Origin of the sequence: Acinetobacter sp. YZS-X1-1 (assembly GCF_000804305.1) — a bacterium.
GTDB classification, from domain to species: Bacteria; Pseudomonadota; Gammaproteobacteria; order Pseudomonadales; family Moraxellaceae; genus Acinetobacter; species Acinetobacter variabilis.
In genome coordinates, this window is the sequence record NZ_JWHB01000028.1 from 1 (window position 1) to 19,634 (window position 19,634).

Here is a 19,634-nt window from a genome sequence, read left to right on the forward strand (position 1 = left end):
TAGCTAATCACTATGAGGGATAAGATACAAGCTAGTACACCTAATGAGGTTCCACAACTCTGTTGCTAGCTCATTAGTCTCCCTCATCCAACGCCATTCTGTTTCTTTAAGATGATAATCAAAATACTCTTTTGATATACCGTTGAACTTTGCTAGTCTTCTTTTACAAAAATTCCAGAATGATTCTATTCCATTTATATGACATTGTCCTCTGGCAAATTCATTCGCTCCATGATTTACTCTAAAATGCTTTGAGTAACCAACATCTACCAAACCATTGTATCCACGCCAACCATCACTATAAATTACACTTTCAAGTGCAACTTTACCTAAGATAACTTGTTGTAATGTAGTCTTTTTACAATCAGGGACTATTTCTGTACTCGACCATTCCTTTCAAATATTCCAAATACAGGTTGTTTTAAAGTACCTCGACCTCGCTTCAACTTCCCATGAAAACCACGTTGTCTTTTTGCTCCAAAATAGCTCTCATCAACTTTAATAGAACCTACAAACTTTGCTCTTAAATCTGTCTGATGATCGTAGATTGCTTCTCTAAAAAGCATGTACCAATAGTTGATGGTCTTACGGTTCAAGTTAAGCAATAAGGCTGTTTTAGAAGCAGGAATATCAATGCAAAAGCACTGAATAATTTTTTTAATCTTATAGTTACTTAATTTGCTGTTTTCTATCATGATTCTGGACTAACATATCTATTCTGCTAGTCTAGAGCCTATTTTAAAATTAAAGGTTATTGCTCAAATCGACTTGAGTGTTCATTGGCTTATCTTGAGCATGCTTTCCCCAATTAAACTTCTGTGTACAGATGCCCAATCCAACAATAAACAGAGCAAGTAAACTGGTGTACGTCACTTCTTTGAAGTAGGTGCCTTCCACAAGCATGGTAATGAGCGCGCCAATAATAAATGCGATGGCAAGATAAGTGAGCCAAGGGAATAACCACATTTTAAAGTCAATCACTTGTCCTTCAGCTTCTAATTTTTTACGCATACGTAATTGTGAGAAGGCAATAGTCAAGTAGACATACAACGCTGCTGTACCTGTTGCTAACATGAAGATGTCATAGACATTCATACTTTCAGTAGCGGTAAGGTACGTCGCCACCAGAGCAAATAATGACGAGACCAGAACGCCCATCCATGGACTACCATTACGGTTGATTGAGCCGAAGCTTTTCGGTGCATCGCCACGTTTGGACAGTGAAAATAACATCCGTGAACAGGTATAAAGTGCCGAGTTAAAGCAGCTACATACCGAGGTCAGTACTACAAAATTTACAATGTGTTTTGCTTCTGGAATGCCAAGTGCTGACAAAGTCACACTATAGGTTCCCCACGTTGGATCTTTTAATAGTGGATTGTTATGTGGAATTAAGCATACGGTAATAAACATTGAACCGACATAGAACAACATAATTCGCCAAACCACAGAGTTAGACGCTTTACGGATTTCACGGGCAGGATTTTCTGATTCTGCCGCCGCAACCGTAACAATTTCAGCACCGATATAGGCAAACATAACCCCAAGTAAGGCGGTGATCACTGCCGAGAAACCGTTCGGCATGAAGCTGTCCGCAGTTAAATGCGTGATTCCTGATGCACTTGCTTGACCCCAAGGCCATAAATGCATGATAGCCAAGCTACCAATCACTAAGAAAATCATAATCGCGATTACTTTGATGAGTGCAAACCAAAACTCAAATTCACCATAGTTTTTAACATTTTGTAAGTTAACCAAAACTAAGGACACAATTACGACCAGCATGTAACCCCAGATCGGGATAAAGGGAAACCAACTGTTGAGAATTTTACCTGCGACATACGCTTCCCAACCCATCAGCAAAGCCCAAGAACACCAATACAACCAGCCAATGGTAAAACCAGCCCAACGGCCAATAGCACGATCTGCATAGGTTGAAAATGACCCACTGTCTGGATTGAGAACAGCCATTTCACCTAGCATGCGCATGATTAACAGAATGAGTAATCCACCAAACGCATAGGCCAAAACTGCAGCAGGGCCTGCCGAATAGATAACATTTCCCGAGCCGATGAACAGTGAACCACCAATGACACCCGCAATCGAGATCATGGTGAGATGACGCGACTTAAGTCCATTTTTTAAGCCTTGAGATGCATGCGGCACAGCGCTTTGTTTAGGTGCTTCCATATAATTTTCCTTAATCTTAAGGAAGTAGTTTCAAAATGGGCAAAGCCTTTTTCGGACTACTCATCCTTTAAAACTGTAACCGAATGATCAGAGGCTTTATCATTATTAAGGCAAAAATGAATAAATCTGATATTCCTGGCAAAGCGTGAAAAATCACACTTTGGCTACAAAACGGTTACATGTTGTTTATGTATGCACCTAATCTCTCTTTTTTGTTCTCAGTAAACGAGAGCCATTTTTTAGCATTTGGAAGGAGCCAATTGCAGCTAAAATGTGAAAAGCTGGGGAGCCAATGTTTACTCTCATCTCAATAATTTATAGAATGAAGCAGCAAAACTCAGCTTTGTAACTGCGGCTTTAGTCGCAAGTCGAAGGGTTGTAAGAAAACTTAAGTATCTAATTTATAAAAATAATCAACTCAGCGTACGAACTCCTGCATTTCGCAGACATTTGAGTAACACACCAAAAGCCACCAATATTTCCTGTTCACGGACACAGGCAAAGCCTAATAGTAGTCCTTTCTGCCGTGTTGAATAATGCTTGGTATAGTATTGTGACAGCGCTCGAACTTTTACGCCTTGATCAAGTGCATTGCTGGCAATCAACACATCATCCATGTTGCTCGGCAGCTTTAAAATCAAATGTAAACCAGCAGCTGTATTGTATTCATGCAGGAAGTCTGCCCCAAGATGACGTGTAATCAGATCGATTAAAAAGGCGTGACGCTTGCTATAGAGTAAACGCATACGACGAATATGTGCTTCATAATGGCCCTCACGGATAAACTCTGCCAAGACTTTTTGATCCAGTAAATGCCCACCTCGATACAACTCCGATGCCACAATACGCAGTGGTGAAAATAACTTTTTAGGGACCACCAAATAGCCAATCCGCAAAGCAGGATAGATGGTTTTACTGAAGGTTCCCATATAAATGACAGGTGCATCAGGTTCCAAACCTTGCAAAGAAGGGAAGGGCTGACCCGAGAAGCGGAACTCACTGTCATAGTCATCTTCCACAATCCAGCTTTTATGCTGGCGTGCGATGGCAATTAGTTGTTTACGTCGTTCTAAACTTAAGTGCGAGCCTAAAGGGTATTGATGTGAAGGCGTCACAAAAATCAGTTTAGGCGGGGTTTTTGGGTCTAGGTCAGGAATAATGCCTTCTTGATCGACAGGTAAGGAGCGTAGATTCACGCCATTAATGCGTAAAATATTACGTGCTCCCCAATAAGCAGGATCTTCAATCCAAACTTCATCGCCTGGGTCACTTAAGGTCCGTGAAACCAAATCGATCGCCTGATGTGTCCCTTCGGTAATAATGATTTGGTCTGCATCGCATTGCACCGAACGCGCAATTTTGAGGTATTCCGCTAGTTCTTGGCGCAGCTCTAAACAACCGCCTGCATTGCTATAAATAAGACTATTAATTTCAGGTTCACGGCTGAGGCGGGTCTGAATACGGCTAAAAATATGGTGTGGAAATTCTGTGACATCAGGTGCCCCGGGCACAAACGCACCCCATTGATAAGGCGATGCAGCTGAATAGCCGATGAGATAGGAACCTCGCTGCGACAAATTATAATTTTGCTGGGTCTTTTTTTCTTGAGCTTGATTATTGGTATTTTCAGCTTTTACCAAAAAGGATTCAGGCAGTTTTTCAGCCACCCACGTGCCTTGGCCTGTACGTGCTTGAACATAGCCTTGCGCTTGTAATTGTTCGTACGCACTGAGTACGGTATTGCGTGAGACTTTAATTTCTTTGGCTAAGTCACGTGATGCAGGTAAGCGGGTTCTGGGTGCGAGTACACTGTCAATAATGGCGTTGCGTAGGCAGCGAAACAACCGCAATTGTAGGGTTCCGTCAATATCTTGCTGTAATCGTTGCAGTAAATAATCTCCAAGCAAGCTACGCAATTGGCTCTCTCCTACAATATTTAAATGGCTTTTCGTGAGCGATTACCATAAATGCAAAATTATCTCGTCAGGCAGCCGTTGTAAAGCATTTCGCTTGTAGACGTTGGAAGCAAATAAATGCCCGCGACTAAGGGGCTGGAAATATACACAAGTCGCATCCAAAGCAAAAGTTTTTTTAGATGATTTACATAATCGAATACAACGGCTTGAAAATACAATTAGAAAAGCCTAAAGAAGGACATAAATGTTTTCTAGGTTAGCCTAGTCATTTGCTGAATTTTGGGCTTCTTTAGCATTTTGGGTGATTCGATTGAATACCGTAATGGCCCTCTTGAATAAGTATGCTTTTTAAAAATTTATATTTTTTAAATTATTAATTTTTAATAAATAAATATTTATTGTGGAGAATAATTATAAAGGGGGCGGGTGAATTGGCTCCATCTATCTGATGAAAAGTGGCTCTCGTCTAGTGCCAATAAAAGCGCAAAATGCAATAAACCCTACGTCCTTTGTATATCAGCAAAAAGCATGATCGGGACGCTGAAATTTTATAAATGTATGAATCAAGAATGAGGATACAAAATGGACAGTAAACACTCTGCACTGAACGCACGTAAACTAAAAGCGACTCCTCGTGGCGTTGGTGTCATGTGTCAATGGTATGCGGAGAAAGCAGAAAATTCCACCATTTGGGATGCTGAAGGGAATCAATATACTGACTTCGCGGGGGGTATTGCAGTACTGAACACAGGTCACCGTCATCCTAAAATTATTGCTGCTGTTACTGAACAATTGACTAAATTCACCCATACAGCGTACCAAGTTGTACCGTATGAAAGCTATGTTTCTTTAGCTGAACGTATTAATGCACGTGCACCAATTGCTGGTGAAGCGAAAACAACATTTTTCTCTACTGGTGCTGAAGCTGTAGAAAATGCAGTGAAAATTGCACGTTCTTACACAGGTCGTCACGGTATTGTGACTTTTGGTAACGGTTTCCACGGTCGTTCATTTATGACTATGGCAATGACGGGTAAAACTGCACCGTACAAACGTGACTTTGGTGTGATGCCTTCAGGTGTTTTCCATGCGCGCTACCCAGTAGAGTCAAAAGGCATTACTGTAGATGTTGCAATTGAAAGCATTGAAGACATTTTCGCAGAAGATATTGCGGCACATGATGTAGCAGCTATTGTGCTTGAACCTGTTCAAGGTGAAGGCGGTTTCAACGTTGTTCCTGCTGAATTCTTAAAGCGTTTACGTGCTTTGTGTGACCAACATGGTATTTTGATTATTGCAGATGAAGTACAGACAGGCTTTGCCCGTACTGGTAAGTTGTTTGCCATGGATCATTATGAAACCAAAGCCGATTTAATCACGATGGCGAAAAGTCTTGGTGGTGGTTTCCCAATCTCTGGCGTGGTTGGTCGTGCTAAAGTGATGGATGCACCAAACCCAGGTGGTCTAGGTGGTACTTATGCAGGTAACCCAGTGGCTGTGGCTTCTGCACATGCGGTACTGGACGTGATTGAAGAAGAAGGTCTTTGTGAACGTGCAAATGTATTGGGCGCAGAGTTGGTTGAAGTTCTAAACGAACTCAAACAATCTTCTTCTATTGTTCAAGATATTCGTGCTTTAGGCTCAATGGTTGCTGTTGAATTGGAAACGGCAGATCAAGCGAAAGCGATTCAAAACTATGCAATGCAAAATGGCTTGCTTATTTTGACCTGTGGTCGTTATGGTAATGTGATCCGTTTCTTATATCCTTTAACGATTCCTGCAGAACAATTCCGTGCTGGCTTAAACATTTTAAAACAAGGTTTTGCACTTTCTGCAGCAGCATAATTGAAGAGTAATGACTATGCTTCAAGCGCAATATAAAGATTTATTACAGCATCCAGATATTCGTTTTGATATGCCCGAAAATGGCGGTTACATCGAAGTCAAAGATGCCGCAACACTTGACACTTTGGCATGGGTGAAATCCCATGACCGCGCGTCAGTTGAGCAGGTGATTGCTCGTTCTCAAAAGGCACAAACTGCGTGGAAAGCGCAAACAGCGCTACAACGTGCTGATGTGCTTTGGGCTTGGTTTGATTTGATGCAGGAAAATAAAGAGTCATTGGCTCAAATTTTGACTGCTGAACAAGGTAAGCCTTTAGCAGAAGCACGTGGTGAAATTGGCTATGCTGCTTCATTTATTCGTTGGTTTGCAGAACAAGCACGTCGTATCGATGGTGATGTTTTAACACCAACACTGCCGAACCAGCGTTTGCTGGTAATCAAACAGGCGATTGGGGTTACGGCCGCAATTACGCCGTGGAACTTCCCCGCAGCAATGATCACACGTAAGGCCGCACCTGCCATTGCCGCAGGGTGCTCGATGATTGTGAAACCTGCTGAGCAAACGCCTTTAACGGCTTATGCTTTGGAAGTATTAGCGCTACGTGCAGGTTTGCCACAAGATGTGTTATTACACATCAGTGGTGATTCAAGCGAAGTGGGTAAAACATTGTGTGAAAGCGACACTGTGAAGAAGTTAAGCTTCACGGGTTCAACGCAAGTTGGCCGTATCTTAATGCAACAATGTGCGCCAACCATCAAAAAACTGTCTTTAGAGTTGGGCGGTAATGCACCTGTGTTGGTGTTTGACGATGCTAATCTTGAGCAAGCAGTACAAGGCATTATGGCCAGCAAATTCCGCAATAGCGGACAGACCTGTGTATGTGCTAACCGTATTTATGTGCAAGACGGTATTTATGATGCATTGGTTGAAAAGTTGACAGTTGCTGTTGCGAATTTAAAAGTCGGTGATGGCCGAGTTGAGACTTCAACTCAAGGCCCGCTGATTGATGAAGCTGCGATTGAAAAAGTACAGTCGCATATTGCCGATGCCATCAGTAAAGGTGCGCAGGTTAAAATTGGCGGTCAACGCTCAAGCCTAGGCGGTACTTTCTTTGAACCGACACTTTTAACAGAAGTGACACAAGAGATGAAAGTGGCGAAAGAGGAAACCTTTGGCCCATTGGCACCGCTGTTCCGTTTTAAAACGGAAGAAGAAGCGATTCAAATGGCGAATGACACTGAATTTGGTCTGGCAACCTACCTATTTACCCAAAACACAGCACGTCAGTGGCGTGTTGGTGAGGCGCTTGAGTACGGTATGGTCGGCATCAACACAGGTGCGATTTCAAATGAAGTAGCTCCCTTTGGTGGTGTGAAGCAGTCTGGCTTAGGTCGTGAAGGCTCTAAATTTGGTATCGATGAATATCTCGAAATGAAATATTTGTGTGTGGACTTATCTGTATAAGTCAGTCCAGTAACCATCAGTTAAAGAAATCAGTCTTGCCCATTCAAGGCTGATTTTTTTATGGGCGTATAAGGGGAGAGTCGATTTATTTTAAAATATTGTAAGGTCTAACAATGATCTGAAGTTATCTCTTGTTTCTACGAGAAATGATGTTTGATTTCAATTGCTCAACTATTCAATCGAAGGCTAGCCATAGGATACTTTCATACTGAATATCCTGTTTATATTTTAAGAGAAAATTCTATTTTTAGACCCTTTTATTTTTTAGAGGGATTACCAATGTTCTAATCCCATGAGGTTGAGATCAGAAATTTTTCCACCTAAAGAAAGATATATAAGAATTAAAAATATCAGTATGACTAAAACATATGCTCCCCGATGGTGTAGTATTTTTATCCTGCCATTTTCCTTATTTTCCTTGTAATTAAAAAAATAAATAATCTGTAAATATATTGCTATTAGAAAAGAAAGGTAAAAAAATGAATCAGAATAATTAGTGCAATAGAAAACATTGGTAGCCTTTACATAAAAAATAAGGATTTTTAACTCCAAATTTACTTAAATTTTTGTAAAAAAATTACATTATAGAGAGTATTTATTGTCTAGATGTAAATAAGAATTATCTATTTTTTTATTAATAATTTATAGACCTCATTCATAACTCATTTTTACGAAACCTAAATTGTAAACGCTAGCAGTTAAATTGAATCTCAAACCGAGTCTTTTCACTCTATGCCAATCTCGGTTATTCTTTTATGGATTTCTCGATTATACATTTTTAGTTCAGGATCCAATTTACAGTGTCTTTTGACTTTGAAGGCAATAGGCTAGATATACACAGTATAAATTTCCCTGATTACCTTTATTGACTTTACACTTTATAGGTAGAAAGCAAAATACTGGTTTCAGTGTTATAAATGCCTGAAATATTTCGAATTCTTTCTAAAATCCGATCAAAATTTTCTAAGCTGTCAGACTTCAATTCGACCAATAAATCCCACTTGCCATTGGTACTATGCAAGGTATGCACAGCAGGGTCGATTCTGAGCTCTTTGACCACTCCACTGGTCTTGGTGCCTTCCACCATAATATTCATCCAAGCACGGATACTATTTTTCTCAGCACCCGGTTTAATCCGTACGGTATAGCCTGTAATCAAACCACTGGTTTCCAGATATTCAATACGCTTTTGCACGGTATTTCGAGAGATATGGAGCTTGTTCGCAATCTCGGTAATCGAGATACGGGCATTGTCTTGTAGTAAGCCGAGAATTTGACTGTCCGTATCGTTCATTTTGATTTTTCCTGTTATCAATTTGATGAAATTTATTTCATTTTAATCAAATTTACAACTTTTTGGGCGCAATTTGATTTTTCATACTATGCGTATTGAGAAGCACTCTAGTGAGCGTTACATCGAGCTGAGGCGATGTGTTCTACAGGAGGTGTCTCATATCTATTTAATGGATTTGATTCAGCAAATTTTAAAGGGAAATATCATGTCTTTGTCATATGAAATGGACAATAGTGGCGCTTGGCAGACCTATCTTGCACAGATTAACCGTGTTGCGCCATATCTGGAAGACGACTTAATTCCATTCATCAACACTTTAAAGCGTCCAAAGCGCGCTTTGATTGTTGATGTGCCAATTGTGATGGACGATGGTTCAATTCAGCACTTCGAAGGCTATCGTGTACAGCACAATTTGTCACGTGGACCTGGTAAAGGCGGTATTCGTTACCATCCAGATGTTGAACTCAACGAAGTCATGGCACTCTCAGCGTGGATGACAATTAAAACTGCGGTTTTAAACTTACCGTATGGCGGTGCTAAAGGTGGTATCCGTGTAGACCCTCGCAAGTTGTCTCCACGAGAACTTGAACGTCTGACTCGTCGTTTTACCAGCGAAATTAGCCCAATCATCGGCCCACAAACCGATATTCCTGCTCCAGATGTAGGCACCAATGCAGACATTATGGGTTGGATGATGGACACCTATTCAAGCATTAAAGGTCATACCGTAACAGGTGTAGTAACAGGTAAGCCTGTGCACTTAGGTGGCTCTTTAGGTCGTGTCCGTGCGACGGGCCGTGGTGTGTTTGTGACAGGTTTAGAAGTGGCTAAGAAAATCAATCTTGCACTTGAAGGTAGCCGTGTAGCGATCCAAGGTTTCGGTAACGTGGGTAGTGAGGCTGCATACTTATTCTACAAAGCCAATGCGAAAGTGGTGTGTGTACAAGACCACACAGGTACGATCTTTAACGCAGAAGGCATGAATGTTAAGCAGTTACAGGACTATGTTGCGATTCATAAAGGTGTAGCAGGTTTCCCTGATGCCACTTTAATTGAAGACGAAGCATTCTGGACAGTGGACATGGATATTTTAATTCCTGCTGCTTTAGAAGGTCAGATTACCGCTGAACGTGCGCAGCACTTAACTGCGAAATTGGTCTTGGAAGGTGCGAACGGTCCAACCTATCCAGATGCAGAAGACATTCTGTTAGAGCGTCAAATCACGATAGTCCCGGATGTACTGTGTAACGCAGGCGGTGTAACTGTGAGTTACTTCGAATGGGTTCAAGACATGGCGAGCTATTTCTGGACAGAAGAAGAGATCAATCAGCGTTTAGACAAACTTATGGTGTCAGCAGTTGAAGACGTTTGGTTCACTTCGAGCGAAAAGCAGTGCAGCCTTCGTACAGCGGCATACATCTTGGCATGTCAACGTATCTTAAAAGCACGTAAAGAACGAGGAATTTTCCCAGGTTAAGGGGGAGTTTCGTGCCCTTCGGGGCACATTCAAGACAGAACAACATCAGATTTATTAAGGAAGAACAAACCATGAACCAGAATAGTCAACCTACTCGCCAAGATTTTAATCAGTATATGGTGCCAGTTTTTGCACCCGCTCAGTTTATTCCTGTGCGTGGCGAAGGTTCTCGTTTGTGGGATCAGCAAGGTAAAGAATATATTGATTTTGCAGGTGGTATTGCGGTCAATGCACTTGGGCATGCTCACCCTGTGGCGGTTAATGCTTTGGTTGAGCAAGGTCAAAAGCTCTGGCACATTGGCAATGGTTATACCAACGAACCCGTACTGGCACTTGCAAAACAATTGGTCGATAACACCTTTGCAGATAAAGTGTTCTTCTGTAACTCTGGTGCAGAAGCCAATGAAGCGGCTTTGAAACTTGCGCGCAAAGTGGGTCTACTTTCAGGCTCGGCGCGCAAAAATAAAATTATTGCATTCAAAAATGCTTTCCACGGTCGTACTTTATTTACGGTTACAGCTGGTGGTCAACCGAAATATTCACAAGACTTTGCACCGCTTCCAGAAGGTATTCAGCACTTACCATTCAATGACTTAGATGCAGTACGTGAAGCAATTGATGCAGACACTTGTGCAGTGATTGTTGAACCAATTCAAGGTGAAGGTGGTGTAATTACCGCAAATCCTGAATTCTTAAAAGGCTTACGTGAACTGTGTGACCAGCATGGTGCTGTACTGATTTTTGATGAAGTGCAAACAGGTGTGGGTCGTACAGGTGTTCTATATGCCTATATGAACACTGATGTGACTCCAGACATTTTAACCACAGCCAAAGCTCTCGGCGGTGGTTTCCCAATTGGTGCGATGATCACAACTGACAAATATGCCAACATGTTTGTGGTGGGTGACCATGGTACGACTTATGGCGGTAACCCCTTGGCATCTGCCGTAGCAAATGCTGTATTTGGTTTGATCAATACCCCAGAAGTGTTGAATGGTGTACGTACACGTGCGCAAATTTTTGCTGACGGCTTAAACCAGTTAAATGCACGCTATGGCTTATTTGAAGAAGTTCGTGGTCAAGGTTTATTAATTGGCTGTGTACTGAAAGCTGAATATGCAGGCAAAGCTAAAGACATCGTGACTTTGGCGGGTGAAGAAGGCTTATTGGCGCTGGTTGCAGGTCCAAACGTCGTTCGTTTTACACCATCATTAATTATTCCAGAAGCAGATATCGAAGCAGGTTTACAACGCTTTGAACGTGCGCTCGCGCGCTTTGCTGGCGCGTGATAGGCCACTGGTTATGATGATTGTTAGACATGCAGAGCATCGAGATTTAGATGATATCTACATTCTGGCGGGGAAGTCTGGCATTGGCCTGACTTCTTTACCCCAAAATAAAGAAATCTTATCGGCTCGTATTGCACGCACGCAAAAGACCTTAGCGGGTCAGGCAACACCGAGTGAACAGGGCTATTTATTTGTTTTAGAAGATACCTTGTTACAACGTGTGGTTGGCGTCAGTGCAATTGAAGTTTCAGTGGGTTTAACTGAGCCTTTTTATAACTACCATGTGGGCAAACAAGTCCATGCCTCACAAACTCTGAATGTTTATAAAACCTTAAATACGCTGTTTTTAAGCAATGACCATACTGGTTGTAGCGAACTCTGCACTCTGTTTTTAGACCCAGAGTACCGCAAAGACCAAAATGGAAAACTGCTGTCGAAGATCCGTTTTCTGTTTATCGCTGCTTTTAAACAGGCTTTTCAAAATAAGCTGATTGCGGAAATGCGTGGTTATTCCGATGAAAATGGTCGTTCGCCATTTTGGGATGCCTTAGGCCATCACTTTTTCAATATGGATTTCTCGACTGCGGATTACCTCAGTGGTATAGGGCAAAAAGTCTTTATTGCGGAGTTGATGCCACGTTTTCCTGTGTATATCGACTTGCTGCCGATGGCTGCGCAACAAGTAATTGCACAGGTGCATCCGCAGACGGTTCCAGCCTCTCGTGTGTTGGAGTCAGAAGGGCTGTGTTACCAAGGTTATGTCGATATTTTTGATGCAGGCCCGACACTTGAAGCCGAAGTCAGTAGCCTGCGTGCTGTCAAAGACAGTCACACTTGTGCAGTGAAAATCGTCGATAGCGTTCCAGATGATGCAGGGCGTTATTTGGTGGCAAATGATCGCTATCAAGACTATCGCGCGATTTTGATTCAGCATGCGGCTGAGTCAGACAGTTTAAGTTTAACGGTAGAACAAGCGCATGCCCTTGGTGTGCAAGCAGGGCAAAGCATTCGTATGTTGCCTTTAGATAAGATGGAGCAAAAATAATGTCACAAGGGAATCTATATATAAACGGGACATGGTCTCCAGCGCAAGGTGCGGCATGGTACAAACTCGATCCTGTTACGCAAGAAACAATTTGGCACGGTGCAGAAGCGACAGCTGAGCAAGTTGAACAAGCTTGTCAGTCTGCACGTGCTGCCTTTGCTGCTTGGGCACGTCGCCCTTTAGCTGAGCGTCTTGAAATTATTCAACGATTTGCCAGCTTGTTAGAACAAAACAAACAACAGCTTGCAACGATTATTAGTCGTGAAACCAGTAAGCCGATTTGGGAAACGTTGACTGAGGTTCAGTCGATGATTGGTAAGGTAGCGATTTCAGTGCGTGCTTATCACGAACGTACAGGTGAAAGTCTGACGGCAATGCCAGATGGTGCAGCGTCCTTACGTCACCGTCCGCATGGTGTGTTGGCTGTATTTGGCCCGTATAACTTCCCCGGTCACTTACCCAATGGTCACATCGTCCCTGCGCTGATTGCAGGCAACACTTTGGTCTTTAAACCAAGTGAATTGACGCCGTGGACTGCGGAAGAAACAGTCAAATTATGGCAAGAAGCGGGTTTACCTGCGGGTGTATTGAACTTGGTGCAAGGTGGCCGTAGCACAGGTGAGGCACTTGCACAATCGCATGAAATTGATGGTTTGTTATTCACAGGCAGTGCCAATACAGGTTATCACCTGCATAAACAATTGGCTGGTGCTCCAGAAAAAATTCTCGCTTTAGAAATGGGCGGTAATAACGCATTAATTATCGACGAGATTACCGACATTGATGCGGTGGTGAATTTAACCGTCCAATCTGCCTTTATTTCAGCAGGTCAGCGTTGTACCTGTGCACGCCGTTTAATCATTAAAAATGGCGCTGTAGGCGATGCCTTCATTCAACGTTTAGTTGAAGTCAGCCGTAACTTGGTGGTGGGTCAGTGGGATGCTCAGCCACAACCGTTTATGGGTGGTGTGATTTCATTGCATGCTGCGCAGCAAATTTTACAAGCACAACAACGCCTGATTGATTTAGGAGCGCAAGTTCTGCTCCCTGTGACTCAAGCGGATGCCAACAGTAGCTTGTTAAGTCCAGGTCTTTTAGATGTGACTCATGTGAGTGACGTACCTGACGAAGAATATTTTGGTCCATTGAGCTGTATCTATCGTTATGACCATTTCGATGAGGCTTTGGCACTAGCAAATGGCACTCGTTTTGGATTGTCGGTGGGTCTAGTTTCACCTGACCGTGCGCTGTTTGATCGTTTATTGATTGAAGCACGTGCAGGCATTGTGAACTGGAACAAACCATTAACAGGCGCATCAAGTGCTGCACCCTTTGGTGGTGTAGGTGCATCAGGAAACCATCGTGCCAGTGCTTTCTATGCCGCAGATTACTGCGCATGGCCAATGGCATCACTGGAAAGTCAGCAGGTAAGCCTACCTGAAAAATTATCGCCAGGCATTGTGCTGTAAGTCGACAAAAAGGGAGTTTAGAAATGTCAGGCTATGAAATTAATTTTGATGGTTTAGTCGGTCCAACACACCATTATGCGGGATTGTCATTCGGAAACGAGGCATCCACCAAAAACCAAAATAATATTTCCAACCCGAAGTTGGCTGCCAAGCAAGGTCTGTTAAAGATGAAAGCTTTGGCTGACATGGGTTTAAAGCAGGGTGTATTTGCACCGCAAGAACGCCCCCATGTCCCGACTCTACGAAAATTAGGTTTCCGTGAGGATGATCACAGTGTGATTGAACAAGCGATGCGTACTTCGCCTGCATTGTTATCCGCGTTGAGTTCTGCATCGTGCATGTGGACTGCCAATGCGGCAACGGTTTCACCGTCGGCGGACAGTGCAGATGGTCGTGTGCATTTTACTGCGGCGAATTTAAACAACAAATTCCACCGTTCGATTGAACATGACACCACATCGCGTGTTATGGCGGCGATGTTTAACGATGAACGTCACTTTGCCCATCACGAAGCTTTACCGCCAGTGGCATTGTTCGGTGATGAAGGCGCGGCGAATCATAACCGTTTAGGCGGTGCTTATGATCAAGCCAGCGTGCAAGTGTTTGTCTATGGTCAGCAGTTCCTCGGTGGAGGTATTGGACCGAAACACTATCCTGCGCGTCAATCTCTTGAGGCGAGTGAAGCAGTAGCACGTTTGCACCAGCTCAAAGCAGAACAAACGGTATTTATACAGCAGCATCCCGATGTGATTGACCAAGGCGTCTTCCACAACGACGTGATTGCGGTGAGTAACCAGAACGTCTTGTTCCACCATCAGCATGCATTTTTGAATCAGTCTAAAGCGTTGTCAGAAATTCGCGAAAAAATGGCATGCTTGGGTCACGAATTCGTGTCCATTGAAGTACCTGATCAGCGTGTTTCTGTGAAAGATGCGGTCAATACGTATTTGTTCAATAGTCAATTGCTCACGCGTGCCGATGGCGGGATGAGCATTGTGGTGCCTGAAGAATCACGTCAAAACCCAGCAGTGTGGGGTTATTTAAACGACATGATCCAAATGGGTACACCGATTGACGACATCAAGGTGTTTGACCTACGTGAAAGTATGCGCAATGGCGGTGGCCCTGCATGTTTACGTTTACGCGTGGCGGTGAATGAAGCAGAGCTAAATGCAATCAACCCAAACCTGTTCATGAATGATGCCTTGTTTACCCGTTTAAACACGTGGGTGGATCAGTACTACCGTGACCAGTTGGCGCAACAAGATTTGGCTGACCCGCAATTACTGATTGAAAGCCGTACTGCGTTAGATGAATTGACGCAAATTTTGAACTTAGGTTCGGTGTATCACTTCCAACGTTAAGCAATCGTGCAGGGAAAGCAGATGATAGATTTTCTAGGGGATGTTCTAGCACAACGTTTCCTGACAGTTACGCATGGCGTACAGCATGATTTTCGTTGGGAATGGTTGGCTGAAGGTGTTTTATCTTTTACGCCGAAACAGGCTTATGAAAAAGCAGTCGTGTTTTCCGCGGGTGTGCATGGCAATGAAACTGCGCCAATCGAGTTGTTGGCGCAGCTGAGTCAAGATTTGTTTGCAGGGGTATTAGAGCTCAAGGTTAAGTTATTGTTGATTTTAGGGAATCCTATCGCGATTCGCTCAGGGCAACGCTATGTTGAAAATGATATGAACCGCATGTTCTGCGGAGCCTATCAACAATTTACCGACACAGTTGAAGCGCAGCGGGTGGCGGTCTTAGAACAGATCGTCACCGCTTTTTTTAATGATAGTCCAGCTCAAGTACGACGCTATCATTACGATTTGCATACCGCGATTCGCCCATCTTTGTTGCCGACTTTTGCCTTATTTCCTTATCAAACCCATGACTATGATGCTGCGATGTTGGACAGCCTAAACGCTGCGGAATTGGATGCCTTAGTGTATCACAATGCCGTAGGTCGTACCTTTACACACTTTAGCAGCTCTCAGTTTCAAGCGGCCAGTTCGACGCTAGAACTTGGTCATGCAAAACCCTTTGGACAAAATGATTTGACAGCATTCGATGCGATTAATCATGTGCTTCGCGCTGTGGTGAGTGAGCAGTCCTTACCTGTGCGCCAAAAACAAGCAATTCAAATTTTTCGAGTCGTTGATTCGATCATCAAAACTGAAGAAGACTTCCAACTGAATTTGGCAGATGCTGCGCCTAATTTTTCTGTGTTTGAAACTGGTGCTGTCATTGCCTTACAACAGGGCAAACCGTATGTGACTGCACCAGAGCAGGTTCGGATTTTGTTTCCGAATACTCAAGTGAAAAAGGGATTAAGAGCAGGGCTGATCTTAACTGAGGTTTATTCAGGATGATTTTAATCAATTTATTAAATGTGCTGATGGTGGTTTATCGAACTTAAGTCGTTAAATTAATTTTCAATGGAATTGAATATATGGATATTGTTAAAAATATTAATTCAATATTTTTATCTACTGATTATAAGGTAACTTATGGTTGGTGGATTTTTTTGCGTTTATTATTTATTAAGTTATTATTTTTTAATAAAAAATATTTGAATTTGGCATAGGTTTTGCAAGTCGTGTAAACATTATTTAGTGGCTGATAAAGGATTAACTCTACTGGCTCTAAATAGTAAAAATTAATGTTATTGAAAGATAATATGTAGCTTAATTTGGACTGAAATGAAATAAGAAATTATTTTAAAAAAGTCCCATATTTACACCCGTTGGGCTGTAAATTGGAGTAAAAATATGATGAATGGAAAACAAGCCCATCAACAAAAAGAACCTTTAGAAGGTGATTTATTGGGTGGACATCATTACGAGTCAGTTGAGGAAGAACAACTGCAACGCTCACTAACCAATCGTCACATTCAGATGATTGCGATTGGTGGTGCGATTGGTACAGGTCTCTTTATGGGATCGGGTAAGACGTTGGCTGTGTCAGGTACATCCATTATTCTGACCTATTTAATTATTGGTTTCTTCTTCTTCTTCGTCATGCGTGCGATGGGGGAGTTACTGCTTTCCAATACCAACTATAAATCTTTTGCTGATTTTGCAACGGCATATTTGGGTCCATGGGCTGGCTTCTTTTTAGGGTGGTCGTACTGGCTTAGCTGGATTGTCACTGCAATTGCCGATGTGATTGTTATTGGGGGCTATGCACAGTTTTGGTTTCCTGATCTCCCCGCATGGATACCCGCTTTCACCTCCATTGCCATTTTGACTTTGTTGAATTTCGTTGCTGTAAAGTTATTTGGTGAAGTCGAGTTCTGGTTTGCTTTAATCAAGATTATCGCAATTATTTTATTCCTATGTGTTGGTATATATCTCATTACCATTGGATTTGTCTCTCCAGATGGTGTCAAAGCGTCGTTAGCTCATGTGGTTGAGAAAGAGTCTTTGTTCCCTTACGGTTTAACTGGCTTTTTAGCAGGGTTCCAAATTGCAGTATTTGCCTTTGTCGGCATTGAATTGGTGGGTACTACTGCGGCAGAAACCAAAGATCCGCATTATGCTTTACCACGTGCGATTAACTCGATTCCATTACGTATTTTATTGTTCTATATCGGTGCTTTGGTTTGTATTATTGCAGTCACTTCTTGGTCACAAATTTCTCCAGATAAAAGTCCATTTGTTGAAATGTTTACCTTAATTGGTTTGCCTGCGGCAGCCAGTATTGTCAACTTTGTGGTGGCAACCTCTGCCATGTCTTCTGCGAATAGTGGTGTGTTTGCGACCAGCCGTATGTTGTTTGGTTTGGCTGTAGAGAAAGATGCACCGAAAAGTTTTGCCAAACTGTCGAAAAGTAAAGTGCCTGTGCTGAGCCTTATATTTTCAATGTTCTGTGTAGTGGTAGGAACGTCGATTCTGTTTATTGTGCCGAATGTCATGACAGCATTCATTATCATTTCAGCCTTTACTTCTATTCTATGTATTTTTACTTTTACCATGATTATTTTGTCGTATCTGGCTTATCGTAAAAAAGACCCTGAATTACATGAGCAGTCAGCGTATAAAATGCCAGGTGGTCGATTCATGGCATGGTTTACCTTGTTATTCTTGATCTTTGTGGTGGCGATTTTAGCACTAGATCATGACACCATGATTTCATTGGCATTCTCCCCACTTTGGTTTATTGGCTTAGGTATTGCTTATTACTATAAAACGAAAAAATATGCAGAGCGCAGTTGGATTTTGACCCATGGTCGCCGCATTGAGCATGATGACATGCAAGAAAATAATTAGTGAAAAGTGAGAGAGGGTATTTACCCTCTCTTTTGTTATAACGATGAAGAGGGTTTTATTTTGAAAAAGTCGACATTATTTGCTTGTATGTTAGGTGCAGGCCTGTTGAACATCAATAGCAGTTTTGCAGCGCCTTTATTAACCACGCATATTTCAGCTAGCCAATCAGCCGCGCCTCAGGCCAATGCTTGGGTTGAAATTAATGTGCAGGCCTTTGAGCAAAATATTCAGACTTTGCAGCAGCAATTACAAGACAAAAGTCAAATTTGTGCGGTCATGAAAGCTGATGCGTATGGTCACGGGATTGAACTGTTGATGCCGAGTATTATGAAGCTGAATGTACCTTGTGTGGGGATTACCAGTAATGCCGAAGCGGCAATGGTACGTCAGTCTGGTTATCAGGGACGCCTATTAAGACTACGTGCAGCCACAGACCAAGAGATTCAAAATGCGGCTTCTTTAAATATGGAAGAGTTGTTGGGCAATTATGAGCAAGCACAACGTATGTCGCAATGGGCAAAACAACAGGGTCTAACCATTAAATACCATTTAGGTTTAAATGCAGGTGGTATGGACCGAAATGGTTTAGAGCTGAATAGTGAAATGGGCAAACAGCAAGCGCTACGTATGACCAAACTGCCAAATTTAAAGTTGGTGGGCATCATGACGCATTATGCGGTGGAAGATGAGCAATATGTGCGTGAGCATTTGGCGGCCTTTAACCAGCAAACGGACTGGTTGATTAAAAAAGCCAAATTAAAGCGAGAAGCGCTGATTTTACATACTGCAAATTCTTTTGCGACTTTAACGGTTCCAGAGTCACACTTAGATATGGTACGAGCAGGTGGCGTGATTTATGGTGACAGCCTTCCAGATCGGGTCGAATATAAAAAGCTGATGACCTTTAAAACTCAAGTGGCAACAGTCAATGCTTACTTGAAAGGCACAACAGTTGGCTATGACCAAACGTATACTTTGAAGCGTGATTCACTATTGGCGAACTTACCACTTGGTTATTCAGATGGTTATCGACGGGCTTTTAGTAACAAAGCTTATGTGTTGATTCGAGGGCATAAAGTACCTGTAGTTGGGCGTACCTCCATGAATACGACTATGGTGGATGTCACTGATTTTCCAGATATTCGTGCCAATGATGAAGTGGTCCTGTTCGGCGAACAAGGGGGTGCAACAGTGAAGCAAAGTGATTTGGAAGAATACAATGGCGCTTTGCTGGCAGATGTCTACACCATGTGGGGCAACTCTAATCCGAAGGTTGTGATGAAATAACCTTTTTAATTGAAAATGGTGTATTCACGGAAAGCTGTTCTAGTTCCTCTCGGCTGAATCATAGACCGATATATGATAAGAACTATGTAATT

Annotated in this window: 13 protein-coding genes and 1 pseudogene; 10 read left to right on the plus strand and 4 right to left on the minus strand. The window is 42.5% G+C overall.

Translation table 11 applies throughout. The annotated features are described in order from the left end of the window. Positions 1 to 3: 3 nt before the first annotated feature. The 3 genes and pseudogenes from RJ01_RS12930 to RJ01_RS12940 all read right to left on the minus strand — a co-directional run bounded on the left by RJ01_RS12930 (position 4) and on the right by RJ01_RS12940 (position 4,106). Positions 4 to 695, minus strand: a pseudogene (locus RJ01_RS12930) (IS1595 family transposase). A 49-nt stretch (positions 696 to 744) separates the two neighbouring features. Beyond that, the gene (locus RJ01_RS12935; RefSeq protein WP_034171389.1) at positions 745 to 2,190 is read right to left on the minus strand and encodes an amino acid permease; all 1,446 of its coding nucleotides are present in this window, start codon (positions 2,188 to 2,190) and stop codon (positions 745 to 747) included. A 413-nt stretch (positions 2,191 to 2,603) separates the two neighbouring features. Further along, a complete protein-coding gene (locus RJ01_RS12940) occupies positions 2,604 to 4,106 on the minus strand; it encodes a PLP-dependent aminotransferase family protein (protein ID WP_034171390.1) in 1,503 nt (500 codons plus the stop codon). Between the two features lie 582 nt (positions 4,107 to 4,688). Between RJ01_RS12940 and gabT the strand changes: the two genes are divergently transcribed. Both gabT and RJ01_RS12950 read left to right on the plus strand, forming a co-directional pair. After that, positions 4,689 to 5,951, plus strand: a complete 1,263-nt coding sequence (gene gabT / locus RJ01_RS12945) for a 4-aminobutyrate--2-oxoglutarate transaminase (protein WP_034171391.1) — start codon at positions 4,689 to 4,691, stop codon at positions 5,949 to 5,951. Between the two features lie 16 nt (positions 5,952 to 5,967). After that, positions 5,968 to 7,416, plus strand: coding sequence for an NAD-dependent succinate-semialdehyde dehydrogenase (locus RJ01_RS12950; RefSeq protein ID WP_034171411.1), 1,449 nt, complete (start codon positions 5,968 to 5,970; stop codon positions 7,414 to 7,416). Between the two features lie 871 nt (positions 7,417 to 8,287). Here the strand turns inward: RJ01_RS12950 and RJ01_RS12955 are convergent. Next, on the minus strand, positions 8,288 to 8,710 hold the full coding sequence (locus RJ01_RS12955; protein ID WP_034171392.1) for an Lrp/AsnC family transcriptional regulator: 423 nt from the start codon (positions 8,708 to 8,710) through the stop codon (positions 8,288 to 8,290). A 202-nt stretch (positions 8,711 to 8,912) separates the two neighbouring features. Between RJ01_RS12955 and RJ01_RS12960 the strand changes: the two genes are divergently transcribed. From RJ01_RS12960 to alr, 8 genes are all read left to right on the plus strand, one after another. Then, entirely contained in the window at positions 8,913 to 10,187 is a 1,275-nt protein-coding gene (locus RJ01_RS12960; RefSeq protein ID WP_171248480.1) for a Glu/Leu/Phe/Val dehydrogenase, read from the plus strand. Between the two features lie 71 nt (positions 10,188 to 10,258). Next, positions 10,259 to 11,476 carry an aspartate aminotransferase family protein gene (locus RJ01_RS12965; protein ID WP_034171393.1) on the plus strand — a complete coding sequence of 406 codons (1,218 nt, stop codon included), beginning with the start codon at positions 10,259 to 10,261 and terminating at the stop codon, positions 11,474 to 11,476. A gap of 13 nt (positions 11,477 to 11,489) precedes the next feature. Continuing rightward, positions 11,490 to 12,521 (plus strand): arginine N-succinyltransferase, encoded by a 1,032-nt coding sequence (astA, locus tag RJ01_RS12970; RefSeq protein WP_034171394.1) that lies wholly within the window; start codon positions 11,490 to 11,492, stop codon positions 12,519 to 12,521. After that, complete coding sequence (astD, locus tag RJ01_RS12975) at positions 12,521 to 13,990, plus strand: succinylglutamate-semialdehyde dehydrogenase (RefSeq protein WP_034171395.1); 1,470 nt, start codon at positions 12,521 to 12,523, stop codon at positions 13,988 to 13,990. Before astA ends, astD begins: the two co-directional genes overlap by 1 nt. A 23-nt stretch (positions 13,991 to 14,013) precedes the next feature. Then, entirely contained in the window at positions 14,014 to 15,354 is a 1,341-nt protein-coding gene (astB, locus tag RJ01_RS12980) for an N-succinylarginine dihydrolase (RefSeq protein ID WP_034171396.1), read from the plus strand. A gap of 21 nt (positions 15,355 to 15,375) precedes the next feature. After that, positions 15,376 to 16,356 (plus strand): succinylglutamate desuccinylase, encoded by a 981-nt coding sequence (gene astE, locus RJ01_RS12985; RefSeq protein ID WP_034171397.1) that lies wholly within the window; start codon positions 15,376 to 15,378, stop codon positions 16,354 to 16,356. A gap of 399 nt (positions 16,357 to 16,755) precedes the next feature. Continuing rightward, the gene (locus tag RJ01_RS12990; protein WP_034171398.1) at positions 16,756 to 18,255 is read left to right on the plus strand and encodes an amino acid permease; all 1,500 of its coding nucleotides are present in this window, start codon (positions 16,756 to 16,758) and stop codon (positions 18,253 to 18,255) included. Between the two features lie 60 nt (positions 18,256 to 18,315). Beyond that, entirely contained in the window at positions 18,316 to 19,542 is a 1,227-nt protein-coding gene (gene alr, locus RJ01_RS12995; protein WP_034171399.1) for an alanine racemase, read from the plus strand. The last annotated feature ends 92 nt before the right edge of the window (positions 19,543 to 19,634 follow it).